This window comes from Streptomyces sp. DH-12 (assembly GCF_002899455.1).
Classification (GTDB): Bacteria; Actinomycetota; Actinomycetes; order Streptomycetales; family Streptomycetaceae; genus Streptomyces.
In genome coordinates this window covers 5766802-5793005 of record NZ_PPFB01000001.1, presented here as the reverse complement: position 1 = coordinate 5793005, position 26204 = coordinate 5766802, and the positions used below count along the sequence as shown (strand labels likewise).

The window sequence follows — 26204 nt, the reverse complement described above, 5'->3', positions numbered from 1 at the left end:
TCCGCTCCGTCCCCCGCCGCCCTCCGGCCCGCACCCGGCGCCGGATCCCGTGGCCGCGCGGCCCGCGCGCTCAGTGGTGGCGGCGCTGCACCATCACCACACCCACGGCCAGCATCACCAGCGCGCCCGCGGCGGCCGTCAGCGGCTTGCGGTGCTGCTTGCCGAGCTCGCCCACCTGGGCGGCGCTGCTGCGCATCTGCACGGTCATCGCGCCGGCCCGGTCCTTCAGGTCGTCGGCGCGCGCCCGGGCGCGCGCCTTGACGTCCATCTTCCCGGCCAGTTCCTCGACGGTGTCGCCGAGTTCGTGCCGCGTCCGTTCGATCTCCCGGCGCAGTTCGTCCGGACCCTTGGCCCCGTGCTCCGCCTCGCTCCCGGCGTCCAGGTGGGCCCCCGACGGGGACGTCGCGCCCCTCACCTCGTGCGTCATCGGTGCGCCCTTTCCCTGATCTCCTCGACGTCGGCCTTCACGCTGCCCAGCGTCCGCTCCGGCTTGGGCGGCGTGGCCCGGCGCAGCTGCCCGCGTCCGGCCATCGCCAGCACGCCGGCGATCGCGAACAGCACCGCCGTGATGATCAGCGCCGCCGCCCACAGAGGCAGCACGAGGTCGAGTGCGGCGATTCCCGTGGCGGCCAGCGCGAGCAGCCCCGCGTAACCGAACGCTCCCGCCGCTCCCAGCATGCCGCCGCCGACTCCGGCGCGGCGCCCCTTCTCGGCCAGTTCCTCCTTGGCGAGCGCCACTTCCTGCCGTGCGAGTCGCGAGATCTGTTCGGTGGCCTGTCCGACGAGCTCGCCGACGCTGTGCTCGTCGCGGACGGGCCGTTGATGGATGGTTCCGGCCACGGTGCGCCTCCTCTCGGTGGGGTGGGTCACCCGAGTACCCCTGGCGTCAGCCGACTATCCCTCAAGCAACGCTTACCGGTACCGGTGAGGAAAAGTAAGTGGAACTTCACCGTTCCTCGGCCGACACTCCTCCCATGACCTCGACGCGTCCCGCCCTCGGCCGCGCCCTGTGCGCGATGATCACCCCCTTCACACCCTCCGGCGCGCTGGACCTGGACGGCGCCCAGCGCCTCGCCGGTCACCTGGCCGCCCGGGGCTGCGACGGCCTGGTGCTGTCCGGCACGACCGGGGAGTCCCCGACCACGTCGGACGCGGAGAAGCGGTCCCTGATCGCGGCCGTGCGGGAGGCCGTCGGTACCCGCGCCACACTGATCGCCGGCGTCGGCACCCCCGACACCGCGCACACCGTCACGCTGGCCCGCGCGGCCGAGCGGGCGGGCGCCGACGCCGTCCTCCTGGCCGCCCCGTACTACAGCCGCCCCCCGCAGGACGCGATCGAGGCGCACCTCCGCGAGACCGCCGACGCGACGGGCCTGCCCGTGGTCCTGTACGACATCCCGGTCCGCACCGGCGTCCGCATCGAACCGGACACCCTGCTGCGCCTGTCCGAACACCCGCGCATCGTGGCGGTGAAGGACTGCAGCAACGACTTCCTGGCGGCGCAGACGGTGATGGCCCGCACGGACCTGGCGTACTACGCGGGCTGCGACGAACACAACCTGGCGCTGTACGCGGTGGGCGGCGCCGGCTGCGTCAGCACGGTGGCCAACGTGGCTCCGTCCGAGGTCCGAGCCGTCCTCGACGCCTTCGACGAGGGCGACACGGCCGGGGCCGTCCGCCTCCAGCACCGCCTGACCCCGCTGATCGAGGCCATGATGGCGGGCGGCCTCCCCGGCACGGTGACGGCGAAGGCCCTGCTCGCCGCCCTGGGCCTCCCCGCAGGCCCGGTCCGCCCGCCCCTGCGCCCGGCGGACCCGGGGGCGGCGACCGCCCTGCGGGAGGCCTACGCCCGCCTGACCGCGGAGGTCAGTTCCACACCTGCCCGTCGCTGAACAGCAGAACGTGCTCCAGCACGTCCTCGGCGGGATCGTCGATCTGCCCGAGATCGGCGTTGACCAGCCCCACCCGGTGCCCGTTGCCGGAACCGGTGGCCGTCTCATCGGCGTACGCGGTGTCCGCCACGGCCCCGCAGAAGATCAGCATGGCGGCCACCCCCATCCCGCCGATCACACAGCGCAGCACGCCCCGCACCCACTTGTCGCTCATCGCCCGTCCCCTTTTCCGTGCGCATTCAGTCGCCTTGGCGTCTGATCGGACCCTGTGTCCACCCGTTCATCCGCCAAAACGACCTCAAGGTCACGGAAAGCAACCCGTACGAGGACCAGCTACCGCCACCAGTCACCCCCTCCGCCGAGCGCCCAGGGACGACGAGCCCCGTCACCGGCGCCTGGAACGGTCCCGGGAACCTGCTCGCAGCACGAGCGCCCTCCCGGGCCGCGTTCGGGCCGTGGAGGGCGCTCGGCGATGACCGGTGGCGGTCAGTTGTGGCTGTGCAGCACCTCGTTCAGCCCGCCCCACACCGCGTTGTTCGGGCGGGCCTCCACCGTGCCGGTGACCGAGTTGCGGCGGAAGAGGATGTGGGAGGCGCCGGAGAGTTCGCGGGCCTTGACGACCTGCCCGTCGGGCATGGTGACCAGGGTGCCGGCGGTGACGTAGAGGCCGGCCTCGACCACGCACTCGTCGCCGAGGGCGATGCCCACGCCCGCCTCCGCGCCGACCAGGCACCGCTCGCCGACGGAGATGCGGACGTTGCCGCCGCCCGACAGGGTGCCCATCGTGGACGCGCCGCCGCCGATGTCGGAGCCGTCGCCGATGACGACGCCCGCCGAGATCCGGCCCTCGACCATCGACGTGCCGAGCGTGCCGGCGTTGAAGTTGACGAAGCCCTCGTGCATCACGGTGGTGCCCTCGGCGAGGTGCGCGCCGAGGCGGACGCGGTCGGCGTCCGCGATGCGCACGCCCTTGGGGGCCACGTAGTCCGTCATGCGCGGGAACTTGTCGACGGAGGTCACCTGGAGGTGCAGGCCCTCCGCACGGGCGTTGAGCCTCACCTTCTCCAGGTCGTCCACGGCGACCGGCCCCAGCGAGGTCCAGGCGACGTTGGCGAGGTGGGCGAAGATGCCGTCCAGGTTCTGGCCGTGCGGCTTCACCAGGCGGTGGGAGAGCAGGTGCAGGCGCAGGTAGACGTCGTGCGCGTCGACCGGCTTGGCGTCCAGCGAGGAGATGACCGTGCGGACCGCGACGACCTCGACGCCCCGGCGCGGGTCCGGGCCGGCCGCGGCGGTGGCACCGCCGCCCAGCAGCTTCGCCGCCTGCTCGGCGGAGAGGCGCTCGGTGCCGGACGGGCCCGGCTCGGCGGCGAGCTCGGGGGCCGGGAACCAGGTGTCGAGGACGGTGCCGTCGGCGGCGAGGGTGGCGAGGCCGGCGGCCACTGCGCCGGTGGTGCTCTGAGCAGTCGTGTCGGTCATGAGGGCAACCTAACCGGCCGGTGGCGCCGGACGCGAACCGGTGCCGCCCGCATCTCGCGTGCCGGTCCCATGACCCCGGTCAGGCTCCCCGCAGGAGCCGCCCCAGCACCTCGCGGGCGTACTCCTCGTCGTACGGCGTGCCCGTCAGCAGGACCTGGAGGCAGATGCCGTCCATCAGCGCGACCAGGGCCCGCGCGGTCACCGGGTCCGTACGGCGGGACAGCACGGCGGCCGTGTCCTCGCACCACTCCGCCGCGACCGGGCGGAGCGCGGGGCGCCGCAGCGCGGCCAGATACAGCTCGTACTCCAGCTCCACGCCGGTCCGCTCGCCGCCCAGCCACTCGCCCATCAGCGCCGCCAGCTCGGCCGCCAGGTCGGTCCGCGGGTCCTCCAGGCCGCCGCGCGAGGCGATCACCTTGGCGAAGCCCTCGTTGGCCTGGCGCAGGGCGGCCACCATCAGCTCGTCGAGGGTCGCGAAGTGGTACGTGGTGGAGCCGAGCGGCACGTCCGCCTCGCGGGCGACGCTGCGGTGGGTGAGCCCGGCGATGCCGCTGCGGCCGACCACCCGGATCGCCGCGTCGATGATCCGCTGTCGCCGCTCGGGGTCGTGCCGCCGGGCCATCAGTGCGCACCGCCCGTGTTCAGCACCACCACGCCCACGATGATCAGCGCGATGCCGGCGGCCTTGGCCGCGGTGAACGCCTCGCCGAGGAACAGGACGCCGATCGTCGCGATGGCGGCGGTGCCCACCCCGGACCAGATGGCGTAGGCCGTGCCGATGGAGAGGGTGCGCAGCGTCTGCGCGAGCAGGGCGAAGGAGACGACGTACCCGAGAACGGTCAGCAGGGAGGGCCACAGCCTGCTGAAGCCGTCGCTGTACTTCATGGCGGTGGTGGCGCACACCTCGGCCGCGATGGCGCCGGCCAGCAGCAGGTATCCCATGTGTACAAGCGTACACAACGGCGGCCGGCCCCACGGAGAACGGCGACGCCCGAAGGCGTCGCCGTTCCACGTGTCGTGCTGCCGTGCGCCTCAGACGTTGAAGCCCAGCGCCCGCAGCTGCTCACGGCCGTCGTCCGTGATCTTGTCCGGGCCCCACGGCGGCATCCAGACCCAGTTGATCCGCAACTCGCTGACCAGGCCGTCCGTGGCGGACTTCGCCTGGTCCTCGATGACGTCGGTCAGCGGGCAGGCCGCCGAGGTCAGCGTCATGTCGACGGTCGCCACGTTGGAGTCGTCGACGTGGATGCCGTAGATCAGGCCGAGGTTGACGACGTCGATGCCCAGCTCGGGGTCGACGACGTCCATCAGGGCCTCGCGGAGCTCCTCCTCCGAGGCCGGCTTCATCTCCACGGTCTCGCTCATGCCGTAGTCCTTTCGGCGTCGGCGCCCAGCGCCTGGGCCGTCGCGTCCTTCCACGCCATCCAGCTCAGGAGGGCGCACTTGACCCGCGCGGGGTACTTGGAGACGCCGGCGAACGCCACCGCGTCCTCCAGCACCTCCTCCATCGCGTCGTCGGGCTCGATCCTCCCCTTGGACTGCATCAGCTCCAGGAAGGTCCCCTGGATCTTCTGCGCCTCGGCGAGATCCTTGCCGACCAGCAGGTCGTTCAGCACGGACGCGGACGCCTGGCTGATGGAACAGCCCTGTCCCTCGTAGCTGACGTCGCTGATGGTCGTGCCGTCGTACTTCACGCGCAACGTGATCTCGTCACCGCACGTCGGGTTGACGTGATGCACCTCGGCGTCGCCGTCCCGGAGGCCCCGCCCGTGCGGGTTCTTGTAGTGGTCCAGGATGACGTCCTGGTACATGGAGTCCAGCTTCACGCCTCAGCCCCTCATCCGAAGAAGTTCCGTACGTGCTCCAGACCGTCGACCAGTGCGTCGATGTCCGCCGGCGTGGAGTACAGATAGAACGACGCCCGCGTGGTCGCGGGAATTCCGTACCGCAGGCAGACGGGGCGGGCGCAGTGGTGTCCGACCCGGACCGCGATGCCCTGCTCGTCGAGGACCTGGCCCACGTCGTGCGGGTGGATGTCCCCGAGGGTGAAGGAGATCGCGGCGCCGCGGTCCTCGGCCGTGGCCGGACCGATGATGCGCAGGTCCGGCACCGAGAGGAGCCGCTCGACGGCGTACTCGGTGATGGCGTGCTCGTGCGCGAGGATCCTGTCCATGCCGATGGCCGACAGGTAGTCGATCGCCGCGCCGAGCCCGACCGCCTGGGCGATCGGCGGGGTGCCCGCCTCGAACTTGTGCGGGGCCGGGGCGTACGTCGACGAGCTCATCGACACGGTCTCGATCATCTCGCCGCCGCCGAGGAACGGAGGCAGGTCCTCCAGCAGCTCCTGGCGGCCCCACAGGACGCCGATGCCGGTCGGGCCGCACATCTTGTGGCCCGTGAAGGCCACGAAGTCGGCCTGGAGGGCCTGGACGTCCAGCGGCATGTGCGGCGCGGCCTGGGACGCGTCGACGCACACCAGGGCGCCGACCTCCTGGGCGCGGCGCACGATGGCCTCGACCGGGTTGACCGTGCCCAGGATGTTGGACACCAGCACGAAGGAGACGATCTTCGTCTTCTCGGTGATGACCTCGTCGATGTTCGACAGGTCGAGCCGGCCGTCGTCGGTGAGGCCGAACCACTTCAGCTTCGCGCCCGTGCGCTGCGCGAGCAGCTGCCACGGCACGATGTTGGAGTGGTGCTCCATCTCCGTGATGACGATCTCGGTCTCGTGGTCCACCCGGTAGGGCTCGTCGGCCCAGCCGAGCATGTTGGCCACGAGGTTGAGCGACTCGGAGGCGTTCTTGGTGAAGATCACCTCGTCGCGCGAGGGCGCGTTGACGAACTCCGCGACCTTGTCGCGCGCGCCCTCGTACAGCGCCGTGGCCTCCTCGGCGAGCACATGCACACCGCGATGGACGTTGGCGTTGTAGCGCTCGTAGTACTCGCTCAGGGCGTCCAGCACCTGGCGCGGCTTCTGGCTGGTCGCCGCGTTGTCCAGGTACACGAGCTTGCGCCCGTCATGGACCTGTCGGTCCAGGATGGGGAAGTCCTTGCGGATCGCCTCGGTGTCGAGGAGGCCCGGCAGCTGTGTCACGCGGATACGCCACCCTTCGTGTATGCCTCGTACCCCTCGGCCTCCAGCTTGTCGGCGAGCTCGGGGCCGCCGGACTCGACGATGCGGCCGCCGGCGAACACGTGGACGTGGTCGGGCTTGATGTAGCGCAGGATGCGCGTGTAGTGCGTGATCAGCAGGGTGCCGACCTCGCCGGACTCGCGGACGCGGTTGACGCCCTCGGAAACGACGCGCAGGGCGTCGACGTCCAGGCCGGAGTCGGTCTCGTCGAGGATCGCGACCTTCGGCTTGAGCAGCTCGAGCTGGAGGATCTCGTGGCGCTTCTTCTCACCGCCGGAGAAGCCCTCGTTGACGTTGCGCTCGGCGAAGGCGGGGTCCATGTTGAGGCGCTCCATGGCCTCCTTGACCTCCTTCACCCAGGTGCGCAGCTTGGGGGCCTCGCCGCGGACGGCGGTGGCGGAGGTGCGCAGGAAGTTGGAGACGGAGACGCCGGGGACCTCGACCGGGTACTGCATGGCGAGGAACAGGCCGGCGCGGGCCCGCTCGTCGACGGACATCTCCAGGACGTCCTCGCCGTCGAGGGTGACGGTGCCGCCGGAGACGGTGTACTTGGGGTGACCGGCGAGCGCGTACGCGAGGGTCGACTTGCCCGAGCCGTTGGGGCCCATGATGGCGTGCGTCTCGCCCTGCTTCACGGTGAGGTCGACGCCCTTGAGGATCTCCTTCGTGGCGTTGTCGGCCTCGACGGTGACGTGCAGGTCTCGGATTTCAAGCGTTGCCATGGGTGCCTCAGGACTCCTGGGTGAGGGAGACGAGCACGTCGTCCCCTTCGATCTTTACGGGGTATACGGGGACGGGGCGCGTCGCCGGGAGGGCGTCGGGCTTGCCGGAACGGAGGTCGAAACGCGAGCCGTGCAGCCAGCACTCGATGTGGCAGTCGTCCACCTCGCCCTCCGACAGGGACACGTTCGCGTGCGAGCAGATGTCGTTGATCGCGAACACCTCGCCCTCGGTGCGCACGACGGAGACCGGCGTGCCGTCGAGTTCCACCCGCTTCGGGGTGTCCTCCTCCAGCTCGCCCAGTCCACAGACGCGTACGAAGGTCATGCGACCGCGGCCTCCAGCTCCTCCTCGATCTTGGCGATCAGGCGCTCCTCGATGTCGGGGACGCCGATCTGCTGGACGAGCTCGGCGAAGAAGCCCCGGACCACCAGGCGCCGGGCGTCCTTCTCGGGGATGCCGCGGGCCATCAGGTAGAAGAGCTGCTCGTCGTCGAAGCGGCCGGTCGCGGAGGCGTGGCCGGCGCCGACGATCTCGCCGGTCTCGATCTCCAGGTTCGGCACCGAGTCGACCCGCGCGCCGTCGGTGAGGACGAGGTTGCGGTTCATCTCGTAGGTGTCGGTGCCCTCGGCCTTGGCCTCGATGAGCACGTCGCCGATCCACACGGCGTGCGCGTCGTCGCCCTGCAGCGCGCCCTTGTAGACGACGTTGGACGTGCAGTGCGGGACGTTGTGGTCGACCAGGAGGCGGTGCTCCTGGTGCTGGCCGGCGTCGGTGAAGTACAGGCCGAACAGCTCGGCCTCGCCGCCGGGACCCGCGTAGGTGACGCGCGGGTGGAGGCGGACCAGGTCGCCGCCGAAGGTCACGACGACCGACTTGAAGGAGGCGTCGCGGCCGACGAGCGCGTTGTGCTGGGCGACGTGCACGGCCTTGTCGTCCCAGTCCTGGACGGACACCACGGTGAGCTTGGCGCCGTCGCCGAGGACGTACTCGACGTTGGCGGCGAGCACCGCGTCGCCGGTGTGGTCGATGACCACGAGGGCCTCGGCGAAGGCGCCGAGCTCGATCACCTGGTGACCGAAGGCGGTGCCGCCCTCGCCGTGCACGGCGATGCGGATCGGCTCGGTGAGCACGGTCTCCTTGGGCACGGTCACGACCGACGCCTGGGTGAAGGCCGAGTACGCCTGGGCGGCGACGCGGTCCACCGGGGCTCCGGTGCGGCCGAGCCGGGCGTCGTCACGGCCGACGGTCTCGACGGTGACGCCCTCGGGGGCCCCGACGGCGACCTTGACGCCCGCGTCGGTGGCGGCGGCGGTGCCGTCGTGCAGTCCGCGCAGCCGCTCCAGCGGGGTGAACCGCCACTCCTCCTCACGGCCGTGGGGGACGGGGAAGTCCGCCACGTCGAAGGACGGGGGCGCGCTCATGCGCGTGGCGACGGTCGACTCGGCGGCGACCGCGATCGAACCGGCGGTGGTGGAACCCACCGGGATGTTCTGAGCCTCAGCCATGGCTGTCGTAGTGCTCGCTTTCCGTTGCGTATGGGGCCTGACGGGAGACGGCGGCGGTGATCAGCCGACCGCGCCTTCCATCTGGAGCTCGATCAGCCGGTTGAGCTCGAGCGCGTACTCCATCGGCAGTTCCTTGGCGATCGGCTCGACGAAGCCGCGCACGATCATGGCCATCGCCTCGTCCTCGGACAGGCCGCGGCTCATCAGGTAGAAGAGCTGGTCCTCGGAGACCTTGGAGACCGTCGCCTCGTGGCCCATGGACACGTCGTCCTCGCGGACGTCCACGTAGGGGTAGGTGTCCGAGCGGGAGATGGTGTCCACCAGCAGCGCGTCGCACAGCACGTTGGACTTGGAGCCCGGGGCGCCCTCGCCGATCTCGATGAGACCGCGGTAGGAGGTCCGGCCGCCGCCGCGCGCCACCGACTTGGAGACGATGTTCGACGAGGTGTTCGGGGCCATGTGGACCATCTTGGCGCCGGCGTCCTGGTGCTGGCCCTCGCCCGCGAAGGCGATGGACAGGGTCTCGCCCTTGGCGTGCTCGCCCATCAGGTAGACGGCCGGGTACTTCATCGTCACCTTGGAGCCGATGTTGCCGTCGACCCACTCCATGGTGGCGCCCTCGTAGGCGACGGCGCGCTTGGTGACCAGGTTGTAGACGTTGTTCGACCAGTTCTGGATGGTCGTGTAGCGGCAGCGGGCGTTCTTCTTGACGATGATCTCGACGACCGCGGAGTGCAGCGAGTCCGACTTGTAGATCGGCGCGGTGCAGCCCTCGACGTAGTGCACGTAGGCGCCCTCGTCGACGATGATCAGGGTCCGCTCGAACTGGCCCATGTTCTCGGTGTTGATCCGGAAGTAGGCCTGGAGCGGGATCTCCACGTGCACGCCCGGGGGCACGTAGATGAAGGAGCCGCCGGACCACACGGCGGTGTTCAGCGCGGCGAACTTGTTGTCACCGGCCGGGATGACCGTGCCGAAGTACTCCTTGAAGAGCTCCGGGTGCTCCTTCAGGGCGGTGTCGGTGTCCAGGAAGATGACACCCTGCTCCTCCAGGTCCTCGCGGATCTGGTGGTAGACGACCTCCGACTCGTACTGGGCGGCGACACCGGCGACGAGGCGCTTCTTCTCGGCCTCGGGGATGCCCAGCTTGTCGTAGGTGTTCTTGATGTCCTCGGGGAGGTCCTCCCAGGACTGCGCCTGCTTCTCCGTGGACCGCACGAAGTACTTGATGTTGTCGAAGTCGATGCCGGAGAGGTCGGAGCCCCAGTTCGGCATGGGCTTCTTCTCGAACAGGCGCAGGCCCTTGAGGCGGAGCTTGGTCATCCACTCCGGCTCGTCCTTCTTCGAGGAGATGTCCCGGACGACTTCCTCGTTCAGGCCGCGGCGCGCCGACGCACCGGCCTCGTCACGGTCGGCCCAGCCGTATTCGTAGGTGCCCAGACCCTCCAGCTCGGGGTGGGCAGTCTCCGTGGGGAGAGTCATGCGGGGTTCCTCCCGGACGTGCTTGCGGATGCGTTGTGGGAAATCTTGGGGATGAACGTCGTGCAGACGCCGTCGCCGTGGGCGATCGTCGCCAGCCGCTGTACATGCGTACCGAGAAGCTCGGCGAAAAATTCCGTCTCGGCCTCGCACAGCTGCGGGAACTGCTCGGCGGCGTGGGCGACCGGGCAGTGGTGCTGACAGAGCTGCTCACCCCGCTGGGGGTGGGGCGCGCTGCGCGCGGTCGCAGCGTACCCGTCCTCGCTCAGCGCCTTGGCCAGGGCCTCCGTGCGCTTCTCCGGCGGTACGGACTCGACGGCCTTGCGGTACGCGCCCGCCTGGGCGGCGATGCGGGCCCGGGCGAACGCGGCGATCGCCTCGCTGCCGCCCTCCCGCTCGCCGATCCAGCGCAGCGCGTCCACCGCGAGCTTGTCGTAGGACTGGTCGAAGGCGTCCCGGCCGCAGTCGGTCAGGGCGAACACCTTGGCCGGACGTCCGCGCGAGCGCGCGCCGTAGACGCGCCGGTCACGGGCCTCCACGACGTTGTCCGCGGTCAGGGCGTCGAGGTGGCGGCGCACGGCCGCCTGGGTCAGCTTCAGCCGCCCGGCCAGTTCGGCGACGGTCGACGGGCCGTGGTCCAGGATGGAGCGGGCGACGCGGTTGCGGGTGGACCGCTCACCGGTTGCCAGATCCTCGTGGGACGTCTCGCCAACGTTTTTCACAACGCCATTGTTGCGTAATTCGCCGGAGCCGGGCAAGCCGCGCCCGGACGGCCCGAAGTGCCTTGCATCACTTAGGCATACCTAATCTGACCTGCGCAAACGATCTCTGATCGATCGGACCGGGGACGGGCCGCAGCACCCGGCGGGCACCGCCCGCACCCCCTCCGACCGGCCCACTCACCGCTCCGGATCACATTCCGGGGGCCGCGCAAGAGCGCCTTTCCCGTCCGGGCGGCTTCCCGCACCCCCCGGCCGGACCCCCCCCCGCCGTCTCCCTAGACTCATGACCCATGCGAAGTGAGCCCGTGGTCCAGGTGCAGGCCCTGGTGAAGCGGTACGGCACGAAGACCGCGGTGGACGGCCTCGACCTGGCGGCCCGGCACGGCGTGACCGCCGTGCTCGGCCCCAACGGAGCGGGCAAGACGACCACGGTCGAGATCTGCGAGGGGTACCGGCGGCCGGACTCCGGCACGGTGCGCGTCCTGGGTCTCGACCCGGTCCGCGAGTCGGCGGCGCTGCGGCCCCGCGTCGGCGTGATGCTCCAGTCCGGCGGCGTGTACGCGGGGGCGCGGGCGGACGAGATGCTGCGGCACGTGGCGAAGCTGCACGCGCGCCCGCTGGACGTGGACGCGCTGATCGAGCGCCTGGGCCTCGGGTCCTGCGGCCGGACCGCGTACCGGCGGCTGTCCGGCGGGCAGCAGCAGCGGCTCGCGCTGGCGATGGCCGTGGTGGGCCGCCCGGAACTGGTGTTCCTGGACGAACCGACCGCCGGCCTCGACCCGCAGGCCCGCCACGCCACCTGGGACCTGGTGCGGGACCTGCGCGCCGACGGCGTCTCCGTCGTCCTCACCACGCACTACATGGACGAGGCCGAGCAGCTCGCCGACGACGTGGCGATCATCGACGCCGGCCGGGTCGTCGCCCAGGGCTCCCCCGAGGAGCTGTGCCGGGGCGGCGCCGAGAACACCCTGCGCTTCACCGGGCGGCCCGGACTGGACGTGGCATCCCTGCTGAAGGCGCTGCCCGCCGACGCCTCGGCCGCCGAGGTGACGCCGGGCTCGTACCGGGTCGTCGGCAAGGTCGACCCGCAACTGCTCGCCACGGTGACGTCCTGGTGCGCGCAGCACGGCGTGCTGCCGGACCGCATCTCGGTGGAGCGCCACACCCTGGAAGACGTGTTTCTGGAGCTGACCGGCAAGGAGCTGCGTTCGTGACGGCCACCGGGACCTACTCACCGCAGCCGGGCGCGGCGCCGCTGGCGCGCATGATCGCCGCGCAGGCCGTGCTCGAGACGAAGATGCTGCTGCGCAACGGCGAACAGCTGCTGCTCACCGTGATCATCCCCACCGTGCTGCTGGTGCTGTTCAGCACCGTGGACGTGGTGGACACCGGCGACGGCGCGGCGGTGGACTTCCTCGCGCCCGGCGTCCTCGCGCTCGCGGTGATGTCGACGGCGTTCACCGGGCAGGCCATCGCGACCGGCTTCGAGCGCCGCTACGGCGTGCTGAAGCGGCTGGCCGCCTCCCCGTTGCCGCGCTGGGGGCTGATGACCGCCAAGACGCTGTCGGTGCTGGTCACCGAGGTGCTCCAGGTGGTGCTGGTGACGGTGATCGCGCTGCTGCTCGGCTGGGACCCGCGGGGCGGCGTCCTCGCGGTGGTCGCGCTGCTGGCTCTGGGCACGGCCGCCTTCTCCGGGCTCGGGCTGCTGATGGCCGGCACGCTCAAGGCGGAGGCCACGCTCGCCGCCGCCAACCTGGTCTTCCTGCTGCTGCTCGTCGGCGGCGGGGTGGTCGTGCCGCTGGACCGGTTCCCCGAGGCGGCGCAGGACGTGCTCGGCCTGCTGCCCATCGCCGCGCTGTCCGAGGGCCTGCGGGACGTGCTGCAGCACGGCGCCGGGACGCCCTGGGACGGCCTGGGGATCCTCGCCGCGTGGGCGGCCGCGGGGCTCGCGGCCGCCGGCGCGTTCTTCCGCTGGGAGTAGGGGCGTGACGACCGGGACCGACCCTCGTGAAAGCGTGCACAAGCGGCCGCCTACGATGGGACGCGTGCCAAACGTGACCCGCGCCGACGCCCCGACGCCGCTGCGCAACCCGCTCGCCTTCGTCGCCGCCCGCTGGACCCCGGACCCCCGGACCGTCCGGCGCGCGGCCCTCACCGCGCTCGTGATGTCGGTGGTCATCGTGGTCACCGGCGGCGCGGTCCGGCTCACCGGCTCCGGCCTGGGCTGCCCGACCTGGCCCAAGTGCACCGAGGACTCGCTCACCACCACCCGCGAGATGGGTCTGCACGGGATCATCGAGTTCGGCAACCGCCTGCTGACGTACGTGCTCTGTGCCGCCGTCGGCTGGGCGATCGTCGCCGCGCGCTCGCAGAAGCCGTACCGGCGCGGCCTCACCCGGCTGGGCTGGGCGCAGTTCTGGATCGTCATGGGCAACGCGGTGCTCGGCGGCATCGTGGTGCTGGTCGGCCTGAACCCGTACACGGTCGCGGCGCACTTCCTGCTGTCCTCGGCGCTGATCGCGGTCGCGACGGTGATGTGGCAGCGCACCCGCGAGGGCGACGCCGCGCCGCGGCCGCTGGTCGGCAGGGCCGTGGTGCAGTTGGTGTGGTTCCTGGTGGCCGTGTCCGTGCTGCTGATCGCGGTCGGCACGGTGGTCACCGGCGCGGGCCCGCACGCGGGCGACTCCAGCGACGTCCCGCGGATGCCGGTCGACTGGGAGGCGGTCACCAAGCTGCACGCCGTGCTGGCGTGGATCGTGGTGACGCTGGCCTTCGCGCTGTGGTTCGTCCTCAAGGCGGTGGACGCGCCGAGCGGCCCGCTGGCCCGCACCCGTGAGCTGTTCCTGATCCTGCTGGCGCAGGGCGTGATCGGCTATGTGCAGTACTTCACCGACCTGCCCGAGGTCCTGGTGGGCGCGCACATGCTCGGCTCCTGCGTGATGTGGATCTGGGTGCTGCGCGTCCTGCTGTCCCTGCGCGAACGCCCGGAGGAGACGGCCCCGGCGGCCGCGCCCGCGCCGGTTCAGGAACCGGCCACCAGCCCGTCGATCGCCGGTCCCAGGTAACCCCGGACCAGCTCGGCGCGCCGTCGGATCCACGCCTCGCCGGTGGCCGCCGTCCCGCCGTGGCGGCGTGCCCGGATGTCCGCGACGACCTCCTCGGGAGCGCCCAGTCCCGGCAGCACCTCCAGCGCCTCCCGCTTGGAGATCGGACGGCCCTCCCGGACGGTGACGGTGGCGCGCGCGAAGGTCACCATGCCCAGGTCGACCCAGACGTCCCGGGTCCAGAGGCCGGTCCGGTCCACCTGCGGCCGCCAGTGGTCGCGCTGGTCGCGCACCACGTACGCAGCGAGTTCACCGTCCGGCACCGGAGGCAGGACGTCCGCGGGCGGCGCCCCGCGCAGCACCCGGCCGAAGGCGTGCAGCTCCGTCCGGGTGACCGGGGTGACGGTGCGCCGGAACAGCCGCTCGTGCGCCCACGTGAGGTGGCGCCGCTCCGCCCCCGCGGCGGTTCCGGGGGTGAGATACGTGCAGTGGAGCCCGTCCGCGAGCGGTTCGCCGCGCAGCCGGGCGTGCAGGACGGCGATCCGCCACACCGTGCGCGGGCCGATCGGGGGCGGCAGGACCGCGATCAGGTCCAGGTCGCTGCGGCCCTCGAGGCAGTCGCCCGCGGCCAGTGAGCCGTGCGCCCACACGGCGACCGGGGACAGGGGCGCGAGTCCGGCGAGGAAGCGGTCGAGCAGGGCGTCGGTCTGCCGCATCCGCCCAGTCTCCGCCCCGGAGCTCCCCCGGCGGCCTTTTCCGGTCAGGTCAGGCCGTACACCCGTGCCGCGTTGCCCGAGGCGATCATCGTGGCGACGCGCCGGGCGTCGTCCAGGGACCAGGCGCCCTCGGAGACCCAGCCGCCGAGGACCCGGGTGAGGGCCTCGCGGAACAGGTGGGCGCCGACCACGTGCAGCTCGGGCAGGCCGCGGGCGCCGCTGGAGAAGAGGGTCTTGCCGAAGGGGGCCAGCTCCAGCACCTCCGCGAGGACGGTGGCCGCGCGGGCGCCGGTGCGGATCAGGGCGGCGCCGCAGTCGGCGTAGACGTGCGGGAAGACGCCCGCGAGGTGGGCGGCGTGCCGGTGGTACGGGTAGCCGTACAGCAGCACCAGGTCGGTGCCGAGTCCGGCGGTGGCCCGGACGAAGTCGGTCAGCAGCACCGGGTCGGTGCGGTCGACGCGCGCGCCCGGTCCGCCGAGCCCGGCGTGCAGCTGGAGCGGCAGTCCTGAGGCGACCGCGGTCCACAGCAGGTGGCGCAGCAGCACCGGGTCGGTCAGCCGGTCCCCGGCGCCCCGGGCGGCCAGCCGGCGTCCGGCCGCGCCGCGCACCTCTGCCCCGCCCCGGGCGGCTCGGGGGCGAGCGCGAGGCCGTGCCGCAGTCCGGCGACGGAGGCGAAGGCGACCGCGTGCGCGGCGGCGCCGTGCACGGACTCGGCGAGGTCGGCGAGGAAGGACGCGACGGTGCCGGAGGTGTCGGCGACCTGTTCGGCGAGCTGCTCCAGGCGGACGATCTCGTGCGCCTCGGCCTGGCCGGCGCGGGCCGGCTCGGCGGGGCCGGTGAGGTCGCCGGGCAGGCCGGTGTCGACGAGGTAGGCGATGATGCCGCTGCCCCGCGGCAGTCGGCGGCCCGCCTCGACCGTGCCCAGCTCACGGCGGCGGGCGAGGTACCGGGAGGGCGGGCAGTGCGGCTCCAGGCCCAGCAGCGGCGGGCACCAGCGGCGCACCGCGAACCCGGTCTGGGTGTCGAAGAGGGTGGTGCCGGGGGCCGGCGGCCCCTCGGTGCGGGCCAGCTGGGCCTCGAACGTGCCGAGGCCCAGCTCCGTGCGCAGTACGCCGTGGCAGTGCTGGTCCACGAGGGACGGCGGGTCGATCGTCTCCGGGCTCTCCCCGTGTGGACGCTGTCGCTGCCTACAGGTCCCGACGGGTGAACCGGTGAAGAGGTGCTGCCCCGGGGGCGGTCAGTCGTTGGAGGGGCCGCCGACCTGGATGCCCGCCATACGGCTCCACTCGTACGGGCCGGTCCTCACCCTGGCGGCGAACTCGCCGTCGAACTCCTCGTGGACGGTGATGCCCGCCTTCTCGAGGGCCAGCCGCGCGCTCTCCATGGAGGGGGCGTGGAGGTCCCCCCAGGCGCCGTCCCCGCCGACGAGGACGATCCGGGCGCCGCGCTGCCCGAGGTACGACACCTGCCCCTCGGCACCGCCGTGCTCCTTGGCGAAGCCGCCGATCCGCTTGGCGAGCCGGGCCGCCCTCTGCCCGTCCTTCGGGTCCACCTGCTGCGTGTCTGCCATGACCAGGATGCTACCGACGGGTAGATCAAACGGCGACGGGCGGGGTCCGTGGCCTTGGCCACGTGCCCCGCCCGTCGGCGTGCCGGGGGTGTCTCAGCGCAGGAACGGGTCCACCGCGATGGCGACGAACAGCAGCGAGACGTAGGTGATGGACCAGTGGAACAGCCGCATCTCCTTGAGCTTGGCGCCCGTCACCTCGGCCTTGGCGCGGTTCAGCAGCGCGTGCGCCTCCCACAGCCACCAGCCGCCGGCCGCCAGGGCGACCGCGGTGTAGAACCAGCCGGTGTAGCCCATCGGGGTGAGCAGCAGCGACACACCGACCATCACCCAGCTGTAGAGGACGATCTGCCGGGCGACCGCCTTGTTGCCGGCGACGACCGGCAGCATCGGCACGCCCACGCGCGCGTAGTCCTCCTTCACCTTCATGGACAGCGGCCAGTAGTGCGGCGGCGTCCAGAAGAAGATGACGAGGAAGAGGACGACCGGGGCCCAGGACATCGAGTTGGTGACCGCGGACCAGCCGATCAGCACCGGCATGCAGCCGGCGATGCCGCCCCACACGATGTTCTGCGCCGTGCGCCGCTTGAGGATCATCGTGTAGACGACCACGTAGAAGAGGAGCGCGCCGAGGGAGAGCCAGGCGGACAGCCAGTTGACGGTGAGGCCGAACAGCAGCGTGGAGGCGACCGCCAGGGTGATGCCGAAGACCAGGGCCTCGCGCGGGCTGACCATGCCGGTCACCAGCGGGCGCTGCGCGGTGCGGTCCATCAGCGCGTCGATGTCGCGGTCGATGTACATGTTGAGCGCGTTGGCGCCGCCGGCCGACAGGTAGCCGCCGACACAGGTCAGCAGCACGAGCGTCAGGTCGGGCACGCCCTGCTGCGCCAGGAACATCACCGGGACGGTGGTGATGAGCAGCAGTTCGATGATCCGCGGCTTGGTGAGAGCCACGAAAGCCATCACACGGGCCCGGAACGGCCGATGCGCAGGGCTCTGACTCGTCCCCAAAACCCCCGCCGGGCGGGATTCAACGGCCGTCACGCACACCCCTACAGAGACATCCCAGCGAGCCTTTCCCTGTGAGCTGGCGGTGAGGGCTCGCGCGTACCACGCCACTCTAGACGTTGCCCAGACCCCGGCATTCGCGGGGGTCCGGTCGTGTTGGCGAAACCCCTCCGAGGTGCGCCCTCCGGCTCGATTGAGCACGCGGATGAGCGGCTCCGTATTCATCTGCCGGATGTGGAAAATTCCCGGTCAGGAGGCGGATCCCAGGGAGTGCCCGCACTCTGGAACGACCCGGAAGAAGGCACCTCCTCCGGGGGTAGGCTCGACCTCGCCGGTGGGTGAACACCGGCATCCGACATGTGGAGAGGAGCCCTGACTCAGGGTGAGCATCAAGCCGACCACCACAGACCTCGAGTGGACCGAGTGGGACCAGCGGGCCGTCGACACCGCCCGCGTCCTGGCCGCCGATGCCGTACAGAAGGTCGGCAACGGCCATCCGGGTACGGCGATGAGCCTGGCGCCTGCCGCGTACACCCTCTTCCAGAAGGTGATGCGGCACGACCCGGCGGACGCCGACTGGGTCGGGCGAGACCGCTTCGTGCTGTCCGCCGGCCACTCGTCCCTGACCCTCTACACCCAGCTCTACCTGGCCGGCTTCGGCCTGGAGCTGGACGACCTGAAGTCCTTCCGCACCTGGGGCTCGAAGACCCCGGGCCACCCGGAGTACGGCCACACCACGGGCGTGGAGACCACGACCGGCCCGCTCGGCCAGGGTGTCGCCAACGCGGTGGGCATGGCGATGGCCGCCCGTTACGAGCGTGGTCTGTTCGACCCGGAGGCCCCCACCGGGGAGTCGCCGTTCGACCACTACGTCTACTGCATCGCCGGTGACGGCTGCCTCCAGGAGGGCATCTCCGCCGAGGCGTCCTCGCTGGCCGGCCACCAGAAGCTCGGCAACCTGATCCTGCTGTGGGACGACAACCACATCTCGATCGAGGGCGACACCGAGACGGCCGTCTCCGAGGACACGGTCAAGCGGTACGAGGCGTACGGCTGGCACGTGCAGCGCGTGGCGCCGAAGCCGGACGGCGACCTGGACCCGCACGCGATCTACGACGCGATCCAGGAGGCCAAGAAGGTCACCGACCGGCCGTCCTTCATCGCGATGCGCTCGATCATCGCCTGGCCCGCCCCGAACGCGCAGAACACCGAGGCCGCGCACGGCTCGGCGCTCGGCGACGACGAGGTCGCGGCCACCAAGCGCGTCCTCGGCTTCGACCCGGGGAAGACCTTCGAGGTCGCCGACGAGGTCATCGCGCACACCCGCAAGGCGCTGGAGCGCGGCCGGGCCGCGCGTGCCGACTGGGAGAAGTCCTTCCAGCAGTGGCGGGAGGGCAACCCCGAGCGCGCCGCCGAGTACGACCGGATCGCCGCCGGCGAGCTGCCCAAGGGCTGGCAGGACGCGCTGCCGGTGTTCGAGCCCGGCAAGGGCATCGCCACCCGCGCCGCCTCCGGCAAGGTGCTGCAGGCGCTCGGCGCGGTGATCCCGGAGCTGTGGGGCGGCTCGGCCGACCTGGCCGGCTCCAACAACACGACGATCGACAAGACGTCGTCGTTCCTCCCCGCCGGCAACCCGCTGCCCGAGGCGGACCCCTACGGCCGCACGATCCACTTCGGCATCCGCGAGCACGCCATGGCCGCGGAGATGAACGGCATCGCGCTGCACGGCAACACCCGCATCTACGCCGGCACCTTCCTGGTGTTCTCGGACTACATGCGCAACGCCGTCCGCCTGTCGGCGCTGATGCACCTGCCGGTGACGTACGTGTGGACGCACGACTCCATCGGTCTCGGCGAGGACGGCCCGACCCACCAGCCGGTCGAGCACCTCGCGTCGCTGCGCGCCATCCCGGGCCTGAACGTGGTCCGCCCGGCGGACGCGAACGAGACCGCGATCGCCTGGCGCGAGATCCTGAAGCGCTGGACCAAGGAGTTCGGCAAGGGCGCCCCGCACGGTCTGGCGCTGACCCGCCAGGGCGTGCCGACGTACGAGCCCAACGAGGACGCGGCCCGCGGCGGCTACGTGATGTTCGAGGCCGAGGGCGGCGAGCCCGAGGTCATCCTCATCGCCACCGGTTCCGAGGTGCACGTCGCCGTCGAGGCGCGGGAGCGGCTGCAGGCCGACGGCGTGCCGACGCGCGTGGTGTCCATGCCGTCCGTGGAGTGGTTCGAGGAGCAGGACCAGGGGTACCGGGACAGCGTCCTGCCGCCGTCCGTGAAGGCGCGCGTGGCCGTCGAGGCGGGGATCGGCCTCACCTGGCACAAGTACGTGGGCGACGCCGGCCGCATCGTCTCGCTGGAGCACTTCGGTGCCTCGGCCGACGGCAAGGTGCTGTTCCAGGAGTACGGCTTCACCGCCGACAACGTGGCCGCCGTCGCGCGGGAATCGATCGCCGCCGCCCGGCGCTGACGCTCGTATACGACACGTAGGAGAGGGAATTTCCATGACAGACGCACTGAAGCGCCTTTCCGACGAAGGCGTCGCGATCTGGCTGGACGACCTGTCGCGCAAGCGGATCACCTCGGGCAACCTCGCCGAGCTGATCGACCAGCAGCACGTCGTGGGCGTCACCACCAACCCGACGATCTTCCAGAAGGCGATCTCCGAGGGCGACGGCTACGACACGCAGCTCACCGACCTCGCGGCCCGGAAGGTGACCGTCGAGGAGGCCATCCGGATGATCACCACGGCGGACGTCCGTGACGCCGCCGACATCCTGCGCCCGGTCTTCGACGCCACCGACGGCCAGGACGGCCGGGTGTCCATCGAGGTGGACCCGCGTCTGGCGCACGACACCCGTGCGACGGTCGCCGAGGCCAAGCAGCTCGCCTGGCTGGTGGACCGGCCGAACACCCTGATCAAGATCCCGGCGACCGAGGCGGGCATCCCGGCCATCACCGAGGTCATCGGCCTGGGCATCAGCGTCAACGTCACGCTGATCTTCTCCCTGGAGCGCTACCGCAAGGTGATGGACGCGTTCGTGGCGGGCCTGGAGAAGGCCAAGTCCCGCGGCCTTGACCTGTCGGAGATCCACTCCGTGGCGTCCTTCTTCGTGTCCCGCGTGGACACCGAGATCGACAAGCGGATCGACGCGCTCGGCACCGACGAGGCCAAGGCGCTGCGCGGCAAGGCCGCCATCGCCAACGCGCGCCTGGCCTACCAGGCGTACGAGGAGGTCTTCTCCACCGAGCGCTGGGCCGCGCTGGAGCGCGAGGGCGCCAACAAGCAGCGTCCGCTGTGGGCGTCCACCGGTGTGAAGGACAAGGCGTACAAGGCGACCATGTACGTCGACGAGCTGGTGGCGCCGAACACGGTGAACACCATGCCGGAGGCGACGCTGTTCGCCACCGAGGAGCAGGGTGACATCCGGGGCGACACGGTCTCCGGCACCTACGAGCAGGCGCGCGCCGATCTGGACGCGATCGAGCGGCTCGGCATCTCCTACGACGAGGTGGTGCAGCTTCTGGAGGACGAGGGCATCGACAAGTTCGAGGCGTCCTGGAACGACCTGCTGAAGTCGACCGAGGCGGAGCTCCAGCGCCTCGCCCCCTCGGAGGGCTGAGATCTTGTCGAGCAGCAATCCGCTGCGTGACCCCGCTGACCGACGGCTCCCGCGTATCGCGGGGCCGTCGGGCCTGGTCATCTTCGGCGTCACGGGCGACCTGTCACGCAAGAAGCTGATGCCGGCCGTGTACGACCTCGCCAACCGGGGGCTGCTGCCGCCGGGCTTCTCGCTGGTGGGCTTCGCCCGCCGGGAGTGGGAGGACGAGGACTTCGCGCAGGAGGTCCACGACGCGGTCAAGGAGCACGCGCGGACCCCCTTCCGCGAGGAGGTCTGGCAGCAGCTCGTCCAGGGCATGCGGTTCGTGCAGGGCACCTTCGACGACGACGAGTCCTTCGAGCGGCTGCGCGGCACGATCGAGGAACTGGACAAGGCGCAGGGCACGGGCGGCAACTTCGCCTTCTACCTGTCGGTGCCGCCGCGGTCCTTCCCCGTGGTCATCCAGCAGCTGAAGAAGCACGGGCTGGCGGACCAGACGGACGGTTCCTGGCGGCGCGCGGTCATCGAGAAGCCGTTCGGGCACGACCTGAGGTCGGCGGAGGAACTGAACGCCATCGTCCACGAGGTGTTCGCCCCGGAGCAGGTCTTCCGGATCGACCACTACCTGGGCAAGGAGACCGTCCAGAACATCCTGGCGCTGCGCTTCGCCAACCAGATGTTCGAACCGATCTGGAACCGGTCCTTCGTGGACCACGTGCAGATCACCATGGCCGAGGACATCGGCATCGGCGGCCGGGCCGGCTACTACGACGGCATCGGCGCCGCCCGCGACGTCATCCAGAACCACCTCCTGCAGCTGCTCGCGCTGACCGCGATGGAGGAGCCCGCCTCCTTCGACGCGGACGCGCTGGCCGCGGAGAAGACCAAGGTGCTCGGCGCCGTGCGGCTGCCGGGGGACCTGGGCCGGGACACCGTGCGCGCGCAGTACGCGGCCGGCTGGCAGGGCGGCGCGAAGGTCATCGGTTATCTGGAGGAGGAGGGCATCGACCCGTCCTCCAAGACGGACACCTACGCGGCGATCAAGCTGGGCATCGACAACCGCCGCTGGGCGGGCGTCCCCTTCTACCTGCGCACCGGCAAGCGGCTGGGCCGCCGGGTGACGGAGATCGCGGTGGTCTTCCAGCGGGCGCCGCACTCCCCCTTCGACACCACGGCCACCGAGGAGCTCGGCCAGAACGCCATCGTGATCCGCGTCCAGCCGGACGAGGGCGTCACGGTGCGGTTCGGCTCGAAGGTGCCGGGCACGTCGATGGAGATCCGGGACGTGTCGATGGACTTCGCCTACGGCGAGTCGTTCACCGAGTCCAGCCCGGAGGCGTACGAACGGCTGATTCTCGACGTCCTGCTCGGCGACTCCAACCTCTTCCCGCGCACGGAGGAGGTCGAGCTGTCCTGGAAGATCCTCGACCCGATCGAGGAGTACTGGGACGCCCACGGCAAGCCGGCCCAGTACCAGGCCGGCACCTGGGGACCCGCCGAGGCGGACGACATGCTCGCACGAGACGGACGGAGCTGGCGCCGGCCATGAAGACAGACCTCACGGACACCACGGCCAGCAAGATCAACAAGGCGCTGGTGAAGGCCCGGCGGGCCATCGGCACGCCGGCCGTCGGCATGGTGCTGACCCTGGTCATCGTCACGGACGAGGAGAACGCCTACGACGCGCTGAAGGCGGCCGGCGACGCCTCGCGCGAGCACCCCTCGCGCACGCTGGTCGTCATCAAGCGCGTCTCCCGTTCGCCGCGGGACCGCACGCAGTCGCGGCTGGACGCCGAGGTGCGGGTCGGCGCGGACGCCGGCACCGGCGAGACGGTGGTGCTCCGGCTGTACGGCGAGGTCGTCGACCACGCCCAGTCGGTGGTGCTGCCGCTGCTGCTGCCGGACGCCCCGGTGGTGGTGTGGTGGCCGGTCAACGCGCCGCTGGACCCGGCGAACGACCCGCTGGGCGCGCTGGCCCAGCGCCGGGTGACCGACACCTACGCCTGCGAGCAGCCGGTGAAGGAGCTGGCCGCCCGCGCCGACGCCTACACCCCGGGCGACACGGACCTGTCGTGGACCCGCATCACGCCGTGGCGTTCGATGCTGGCCGCCGCGCTGGACCAGGTCGCCTGCGAGGTGCAGGGCGTCGAGGTGGAGGGCGAGGAGTTCAACCCGAGCTGCGAGCTGCTGGCGATGTGGCTCGCGGACCGGCTGGACGTCCCCGTCCGGCGCACCCGCTCCGCGGGCCCGGGTCTCACGGCGGTCCGCATGGACACCGACTGCGGCCCGATCGTGCTGGACCGCGCCGACGGCTCGCTGGCGACGCTGGCCATCCAGGGCCAGCCGAAGCGCGCGGTGGCGCTGAAGCGCCGGGACACCGCCGAGCTGATCGCGGAGGAACTGCGCCGGCTGGACCCGGACGACACCTACGCGTCCGCCCTGCGCTACGGCGTGGAGCGGCTGAAGCAGGGGGACGGCGGTGACGCGCCGGCCAAAGGAGAAGGGGAGGCCGGGCGACGGGAGAGCGGAGAACGCGAAGCCGTCCCCGCTCCCGTCGAGTCGGTCGCGAAAGGTCCCGCGGCCGAAGCGACGGCGGAGGCGCCGGTGAAGAGGGCGGCGGCGAAGTGAGTACGACACCCCAGCTGGTCGTGCACCGGGACAAGGAGCTGATGGCGCAGGCCGCGGCGGCCCGGCTGATCACCAGGATCGTGGACGCGCAGTCCTCCCGGGGCGGGGCGTCGGTCGTGCTGACCGGCGGCCGCAACGGCAACGGCCTGCTGGCCGCGCTGGCCGCCGCCCCGGCCCGGGACGCGATCGACTGGTCGCGTCTGGACCTATGGTGGGGAGACGAGCGGTTCCTGCCCGAGGGCGACCCGGACCGCAATGTCACCCAAGCCCGAGAGGCGCTGCTGGACGCGGTGCCGCTGGACCCGAAGCGCGTGCACGCCATGCCCGCGTCGGACGGTCCGCACGGCTCGGACGTGGAGGCGGCGGCCGCCGCCTACGCGGAGGAGCTGGCCGCGGCGGCGGGGCCGGAGGACCACGGGCCGGTGCCGGCCTTCGACGTCCTGATGCTGGGCGTGGGCCCGGACACCCATGTGGCGTCCCTGTTCCCCGAACTGCCCGCGGTCCGCGAGACGGAGCGCACGGTCGTCGGCGTCCACGGCGCTCCCAAGCCCCCGCCGACCCGGGTCACCCTCACCCTGCCCGCGATCCGCGCGGCCCGCGAGGTGTGGCTCCTGGCCGCGGGCGAGGACAAGGCGGAGGCCGCCGCCATCGCCCTCTCGGGCGCAGGCGAGATCCAGGCCCCCGCAGCGGGCGCGTACGGCCGCTCCCGCACCCTGTGGCTCCTGGACGCGGCGGCGGCGTCCCAGCTCCCGAGGTCGCTGTACCCGCCGGCGACGCCGTAGCCGGCCCGTCCGGCGCTTGAGGGGGAGGCCCTGAGGGGACGGGCGCGGCCCCCAGGGACGGGAAGGAGGGGCGGAGGGGCGAACACCCCTCCGCCCCTCCAGGGCTCCCGCCGGCGCACCGGCTGATCGGCACCCGGAGCAGACCGAGCGGCGTCGGCGCGGGGATCGCCCCGCCCCCTCCCCCGCGCTGCTGGTGCTGTGCGGGGAGCGGACGGCCGCTCCCCGCACCCGGTGTCAGCGTCCGCGCAGCTCCCGGTAGGCGGCGACCAGGGCCTTGGTGGACGGGTCGAGGCCGGGGACGTCGGCGCCCTCGGTGAGCGCGGGCTCCACGCGCTTGGCGAGCACCTTGCCGAGTTCGACGCCCCACTGGTCGAAGGAGTCGATGTTCCAGATGGCGCCCTGCACGAACACCTTGTGCTCGTAGAGGGCGACCAGTTGGCCCAGCACCGAGGGGGTCAGCGCGGTGGCCAGGATCGTGGTGGTGGGGTGGTCGCCCCGGAAGGTCTTGTGCGGGACCAGGTCCTCGGGCACGCCCTCGGCGCGCACCTCGTCCGGGGTCTTGCCGAAGGCCAGCGCCTGCGTCTGGGCGAAGAAGTTGGCCATCAGCAGGTCGTGCTGGGCGGCGAGCCGGTCGCTCAGCTCCTCCACGGGCTCGGCGAAGCCGATGAAGTCGGCGGGGATCAGCTTGGTGCCCTGGTGGATCAACTGGTAGTAGGCGTGCTGCCCGTTGGTGCCCGGCGTGCCCCACACCACGGGGCCGGTCTGCCAGTCGACCTCGCGTCCGTCCCGGCCGACGTACTTGCCGTTGGACTCCATGTCGAGCTGCTGGAGGTAGGCGGTGAACTTCGACAGGTAGTGCGAGTACGGCAGCACCGCGTGCGACTGCGCGTCGTGGAAGTTGTTGTACCAGACCCCCAGCAGACCGAGCAGCAGCGGTGCGTTGGCCTCCGGCGGGGCGGTGCGGAAGTGCTCGTCGACGATCCGGAAGCCGTCCAGCATCTCCCGGAACCGGTCCGGACCGATCGCGATCATCAACGACAGCCCGATCGCCGAGTCGTACGAGTACCGCCCGCCGACCCAGTCCCAGAACTCGAACATGTTCGCCGTGTCGATCCCGAACCCGGCGACCTTCTCCGCGTTCGTCGACAGGGCGACGAAGTGCCGCGCCACCGCCTTCTCGTCCCCGAGTCCGTCGAGCAGCCAGGCGCGGGCGGACGTGGCGTTGGTGACCGTCTCGATCGTGGTGAACGTCTTCGACGCCACGATGAACAGCGTCTCCGCCGGATCCAGGTCCCGGATCGCCTCGTGGAGGTCGGCGCCGTCGACGTTGGAGACGAAACGGAACGTCAGGTCCCGCGCGGTGTGGGCACGCAGCGCCTCGTAGGCCATCGCCGGGCCCAGGTCCGAGCCGCCGATGCCGATGTTGACGACGTTGCGGATGCGCCGGCCCGTGTGGCCGGTCCACTCCCCGGAGCGGACCCGGTCCGCGAAGTCGGCCATCCGGTCCAGCACCGCGTGCACGGCCGGGACGACGTTCTCCCCGTCGACCTCGATCACCGCGTCCCGCGGCGCCCGCAGCGCGGTGTGCAGCACCGCACGGTCCTCGGTGGTGTTGATCCGCTCCCCGCGGAACATCGCGTCCCGCAGCCCGAACACGTCCGTGGCCGCGGCCAGTTCACGCAACAGCCGCAGCGTCTCGTCGGTGACCAGGTGCTTGGAGTAGTCGACGTACAGGTCACCGACCCGGAGGGTGTAACCGGTGCCGCGGTCCGGGTGGGCCTCGAACAGCTCGCGCAGCCGTACCTCGCCGAGCTCCTCGCGGTGCTTGGTCAGTGCGGTCCATTCGGGCGTCTGGTTGAGCCTGCTACGGCCGTCTGCGTTCATCTCGGACTTCAGCCTTCTTCCTTGGATGTCCCCGCTGTGCCGA

At 71.5% G+C, this 26204-nt stretch carries 28 protein-coding genes and 1 pseudogene; 9 read left to right on the top strand and 20 right to left on the bottom strand.

What is annotated here, in order from left to right; genetic code table 11:
* Nucleotides 1-70: 70 nt before the first annotated feature.
* Nucleotides 71-427, bottom strand: a complete 357-nt coding sequence (locus tag C1708_RS24990) for a DUF3618 domain-containing protein (RefSeq protein WP_106414783.1) — start codon at nt 425-427, stop codon at nt 71-73.
* Entirely contained in the window at nt 424-840 is a 417-nt protein-coding gene (locus C1708_RS24985) for a phage holin family protein (RefSeq protein ID WP_106414782.1), read from the bottom strand. Before C1708_RS24985 ends, C1708_RS24990 begins: the two co-directional genes overlap by 4 nt.
* 134 nt (nt 841-974) lie before the next feature.
* Between C1708_RS24985 and dapA the strand changes: the two genes are divergently transcribed.
* Nucleotides 975-1892, top strand: a complete 918-nt coding sequence (gene dapA, locus C1708_RS24980) for a 4-hydroxy-tetrahydrodipicolinate synthase (protein WP_106414781.1) — start codon at nt 975-977, stop codon at nt 1890-1892.
* Here the strand turns inward: dapA and C1708_RS24975 are convergent.
* The 12 genes from C1708_RS24975 to C1708_RS24920 form a co-directional block, all read right to left on the bottom strand.
* The gene (locus tag C1708_RS24975) at nt 1867-2106 is read right to left on the bottom strand and encodes a hypothetical protein (protein ID WP_106414780.1); all 240 of its coding nucleotides are present in this window, start codon (nt 2104-2106) and stop codon (nt 1867-1869) included. The genes dapA and C1708_RS24975 overlap by 26 nt on opposite strands.
* Nucleotides 2107-2378: 272 nt before the next feature.
* Nucleotides 2379-3368, bottom strand: a complete 990-nt coding sequence (dapD, locus tag C1708_RS24970) for a 2,3,4,5-tetrahydropyridine-2,6-dicarboxylate N-succinyltransferase (protein ID WP_106414779.1) — start codon at nt 3366-3368, stop codon at nt 2379-2381.
* A 79-nt stretch (nt 3369-3447) separates the two neighbouring features.
* Nucleotides 3448-3990 (bottom strand): TetR/AcrR family transcriptional regulator, encoded by a 543-nt coding sequence (locus tag C1708_RS24965; RefSeq protein WP_106414778.1) that lies wholly within the window; start codon nt 3988-3990, stop codon nt 3448-3450.
* Nucleotides 3990-4310, bottom strand: a complete 321-nt coding sequence (locus tag C1708_RS24960) for a DMT family transporter (protein WP_106414777.1) — start codon at nt 4308-4310, stop codon at nt 3990-3992. The genes C1708_RS24965 and C1708_RS24960 overlap by 1 nt, the downstream gene beginning before the upstream one ends.
* 90 nt (nt 4311-4400) lie before the next feature.
* Nucleotides 4401-4733, bottom strand: a complete 333-nt coding sequence (locus tag C1708_RS24955; protein ID WP_004989638.1) for a metal-sulfur cluster assembly factor — start codon at nt 4731-4733, stop codon at nt 4401-4403.
* Complete coding sequence (sufU, locus tag C1708_RS24950; protein ID WP_031019827.1) at nt 4730-5194, bottom strand: Fe-S cluster assembly sulfur transfer protein SufU; 465 nt, start codon at nt 5192-5194, stop codon at nt 4730-4732. Before sufU ends, C1708_RS24955 begins: the two co-directional genes overlap by 4 nt.
* 11 nt (nt 5195-5205) lie before the next feature.
* Nucleotides 5206-6462, bottom strand: coding sequence for a cysteine desulfurase (locus C1708_RS24945; RefSeq protein ID WP_106414776.1), 1257 nt, complete (start codon nt 6460-6462; stop codon nt 5206-5208).
* Entirely contained in the window at nt 6459-7223 is a 765-nt protein-coding gene (gene sufC, locus C1708_RS24940) for a Fe-S cluster assembly ATPase SufC (RefSeq protein WP_106414775.1), read from the bottom strand. The genes C1708_RS24945 and sufC overlap by 4 nt, the downstream gene beginning before the upstream one ends.
* A gap of 7 nt (nt 7224-7230) precedes the next feature.
* Nucleotides 7231-7548: a non-heme iron oxygenase ferredoxin subunit gene (locus tag C1708_RS24935; protein ID WP_024887259.1), complete on the bottom strand. Its 318-nt coding sequence runs from the start codon at nt 7546-7548 to the stop codon at nt 7231-7233.
* Nucleotides 7545-8729: a Fe-S cluster assembly protein SufD gene (sufD, locus tag C1708_RS24930; protein WP_106414774.1), complete on the bottom strand. Its 1185-nt coding sequence runs from the start codon at nt 8727-8729 to the stop codon at nt 7545-7547. Before sufD ends, C1708_RS24935 begins: the two co-directional genes overlap by 4 nt.
* 60 nt (nt 8730-8789) lie before the next feature.
* Nucleotides 8790-10211 carry a Fe-S cluster assembly protein SufB gene (gene sufB / locus C1708_RS24925; protein WP_106414773.1) on the bottom strand — a complete coding sequence of 474 codons (1422 nt, stop codon included), beginning with the start codon at nt 10209-10211 and terminating at the stop codon, nt 8790-8792.
* Complete coding sequence (locus tag C1708_RS24920) at nt 10208-10930, bottom strand: helix-turn-helix transcriptional regulator (RefSeq protein ID WP_106414772.1); 723 nt, start codon at nt 10928-10930, stop codon at nt 10208-10210. The genes sufB and C1708_RS24920 overlap by 4 nt, the downstream gene beginning before the upstream one ends.
* 290 nt (nt 10931-11220) lie before the next feature.
* Between C1708_RS24920 and C1708_RS24915 the strand changes: the two genes are divergently transcribed.
* The 3 genes from C1708_RS24915 to C1708_RS24905 are packed head-to-tail and all read left to right on the top strand — an operon-like array spanning nt 11221 to nt 13995.
* Nucleotides 11221-12144 (top strand): ABC transporter ATP-binding protein, encoded by a 924-nt coding sequence (locus tag C1708_RS24915; protein ID WP_106414771.1) that lies wholly within the window; start codon nt 11221-11223, stop codon nt 12142-12144.
* Nucleotides 12141-12911: an ABC transporter permease gene (locus C1708_RS24910; RefSeq protein ID WP_106414770.1), complete on the top strand. Its 771-nt coding sequence runs from the start codon at nt 12141-12143 to the stop codon at nt 12909-12911. The genes C1708_RS24915 and C1708_RS24910 overlap by 4 nt, the downstream gene beginning before the upstream one ends.
* A gap of 55 nt (nt 12912-12966) precedes the next feature.
* Nucleotides 12967-13995, top strand: coding sequence for a COX15/CtaA family protein (locus C1708_RS24905; protein ID WP_106414769.1), 1029 nt, complete (start codon nt 12967-12969; stop codon nt 13993-13995).
* On the opposite strand, the gene C1708_RS24900 is transcribed toward C1708_RS24905, so the two are convergent.
* From C1708_RS24900 to C1708_RS24885, 5 genes and pseudogenes are all read right to left on the bottom strand, one after another.
* Complete coding sequence (locus C1708_RS24900; RefSeq protein WP_106414768.1) at nt 13953-14690, bottom strand: nucleotidyltransferase family protein; 738 nt, start codon at nt 14688-14690, stop codon at nt 13953-13955. The two genes, C1708_RS24905 and C1708_RS24900, sit on opposite strands and share 43 nt — an antisense overlap.
* 44 nt (nt 14691-14734) lie before the next feature.
* Nucleotides 14735-15334: pseudogene (locus C1708_RS35875) on the bottom strand (amidohydrolase family protein); the annotation flags it as partial.
* Nucleotides 15244-15822 (bottom strand): hypothetical protein, encoded by a 579-nt coding sequence (locus C1708_RS35870; RefSeq protein WP_342210910.1) that lies wholly within the window; start codon nt 15820-15822, stop codon nt 15244-15246. The pseudogene C1708_RS35875 and the gene C1708_RS35870, both read right to left, overlap by 91 nt.
* A gap of 105 nt (nt 15823-15927) precedes the next feature.
* Nucleotides 15928-16260: a hypothetical protein gene (locus C1708_RS24890; RefSeq protein WP_198602586.1), complete on the bottom strand. Its 333-nt coding sequence runs from the start codon at nt 16258-16260 to the stop codon at nt 15928-15930.
* Nucleotides 16261-16353: 93 nt separating this feature from the next.
* Nucleotides 16354-17307, bottom strand: a complete 954-nt coding sequence (locus C1708_RS24885; protein ID WP_198602585.1) for a heme o synthase — start codon at nt 17305-17307, stop codon at nt 16354-16356.
* A 340-nt stretch (nt 17308-17647) separates the two neighbouring features.
* Between C1708_RS24885 and tkt the strand changes: the two genes are divergently transcribed.
* The 5 genes from tkt to pgl are packed head-to-tail and all read left to right on the top strand — an operon-like array spanning nt 17648 to nt 24277.
* Complete coding sequence (gene tkt, locus C1708_RS24875; RefSeq protein ID WP_106414765.1) at nt 17648-19735, top strand: transketolase; 2088 nt, start codon at nt 17648-17650, stop codon at nt 19733-19735.
* 34 nt (nt 19736-19769) lie between these two features.
* Nucleotides 19770-20888: a transaldolase gene (gene tal, locus C1708_RS24870; protein WP_106414764.1), complete on the top strand. Its 1119-nt coding sequence runs from the start codon at nt 19770-19772 to the stop codon at nt 20886-20888.
* Between the two features lie 4 nt (nt 20889-20892).
* Nucleotides 20893-22416 carry a glucose-6-phosphate dehydrogenase gene (zwf, locus tag C1708_RS24865; protein WP_106414763.1) on the top strand — a complete coding sequence of 508 codons (1524 nt, stop codon included), beginning with the start codon at nt 20893-20895 and terminating at the stop codon, nt 22414-22416.
* Nucleotides 22413-23495 (top strand): glucose-6-phosphate dehydrogenase assembly protein OpcA, encoded by a 1083-nt coding sequence (gene opcA, locus C1708_RS24860; RefSeq protein WP_106414762.1) that lies wholly within the window; start codon nt 22413-22415, stop codon nt 23493-23495. The genes zwf and opcA overlap by 4 nt, the downstream gene beginning before the upstream one ends.
* Complete coding sequence (gene pgl / locus C1708_RS24855; RefSeq protein WP_106414761.1) at nt 23492-24277, top strand: 6-phosphogluconolactonase; 786 nt, start codon at nt 23492-23494, stop codon at nt 24275-24277. The genes opcA and pgl overlap by 4 nt, the downstream gene beginning before the upstream one ends.
* Before the next feature lie 234 nt (nt 24278-24511).
* On the opposite strand, the gene pgi is transcribed toward pgl, so the two are convergent.
* Nucleotides 24512-26161 (bottom strand): glucose-6-phosphate isomerase, encoded by a 1650-nt coding sequence (gene pgi, locus C1708_RS24850; RefSeq protein ID WP_106414760.1) that lies wholly within the window; start codon nt 26159-26161, stop codon nt 24512-24514.
* Between the last annotated feature and the right edge of the window lie 43 nt (nt 26162-26204).

Excerpts from the sequence above, each read along its gene's own strand:
- sufD (WP_106414774.1), bottom strand. The coding sequence starts at position 8,729 with ATGGCTGAGGCTCAGAACATCCCGGTGGGTTCCACCACCGCCGGTTCG.
- C1708_RS24990 (WP_106414783.1), bottom strand. The coding sequence starts at position 427 with ATGACGCACGAGGTGAGGGGCGCGACGTCCCCGTCGGGGGCCCACCTG.
- C1708_RS24915 (WP_106414771.1), top strand. The coding sequence starts at position 11,221 with ATGCGAAGTGAGCCCGTGGTCCAGGTGCAGGCCCTGGTGAAGCGGTAC.
- sufC (WP_106414775.1), bottom strand. The coding sequence starts at position 7,223 with ATGGCAACGCTTGAAATCCGAGACCTGCACGTCACCGTCGAGGCCGAC.
- C1708_RS24960 (WP_106414777.1), bottom strand. The coding sequence starts at position 4,310 with ATGGGATACCTGCTGCTGGCCGGCGCCATCGCGGCCGAGGTGTGCGCC.
- C1708_RS24965 (WP_106414778.1), bottom strand. The coding sequence starts at position 3,990 with ATGGCCCGGCGGCACGACCCCGAGCGGCGACAGCGGATCATCGACGCG.
- C1708_RS24900 (WP_106414768.1), bottom strand. The coding sequence starts at position 14,690 with ATGCGGCAGACCGACGCCCTGCTCGACCGCTTCCTCGCCGGACTCGCG.
- C1708_RS24975 (WP_106414780.1), bottom strand. The coding sequence starts at position 2,106 with ATGAGCGACAAGTGGGTGCGGGGCGTGCTGCGCTGTGTGATCGGCGGG.
- opcA (WP_106414762.1), top strand. The coding sequence starts at position 22,413 with ATGAAGACAGACCTCACGGACACCACGGCCAGCAAGATCAACAAGGCG.
- dapD (WP_106414779.1), bottom strand. The coding sequence starts at position 3,368 with ATGACCGACACGACTGCTCAGAGCACCACCGGCGCAGTGGCCGCCGGC.
- dapA (WP_106414781.1), top strand. The coding sequence starts at position 975 with ATGACCTCGACGCGTCCCGCCCTCGGCCGCGCCCTGTGCGCGATGATC.
- sufB (WP_106414773.1), bottom strand. The coding sequence starts at position 10,211 with ATGACTCTCCCCACGGAGACTGCCCACCCCGAGCTGGAGGGTCTGGGC.
- C1708_RS24905 (WP_106414769.1), top strand. The coding sequence starts at position 12,967 with ATGGGACGCGTGCCAAACGTGACCCGCGCCGACGCCCCGACGCCGCTG.
- C1708_RS24890 (WP_198602586.1), bottom strand. The coding sequence starts at position 16,260 with ATGGCAGACACGCAGCAGGTGGACCCGAAGGACGGGCAGAGGGCGGCC.
- C1708_RS24935 (WP_024887259.1), bottom strand. The coding sequence starts at position 7,548 with ATGACCTTCGTACGCGTCTGTGGACTGGGCGAGCTGGAGGAGGACACC.
- tal (WP_106414764.1), top strand. The coding sequence starts at position 19,770 with ATGACAGACGCACTGAAGCGCCTTTCCGACGAAGGCGTCGCGATCTGG.
- C1708_RS24955 (WP_004989638.1), bottom strand. The coding sequence starts at position 4,733 with ATGAGCGAGACCGTGGAGATGAAGCCGGCCTCGGAGGAGGAGCTCCGC.
- pgi (WP_106414760.1), bottom strand. The coding sequence starts at position 26,161 with ATGAACGCAGACGGCCGTAGCAGGCTCAACCAGACGCCCGAATGGACC.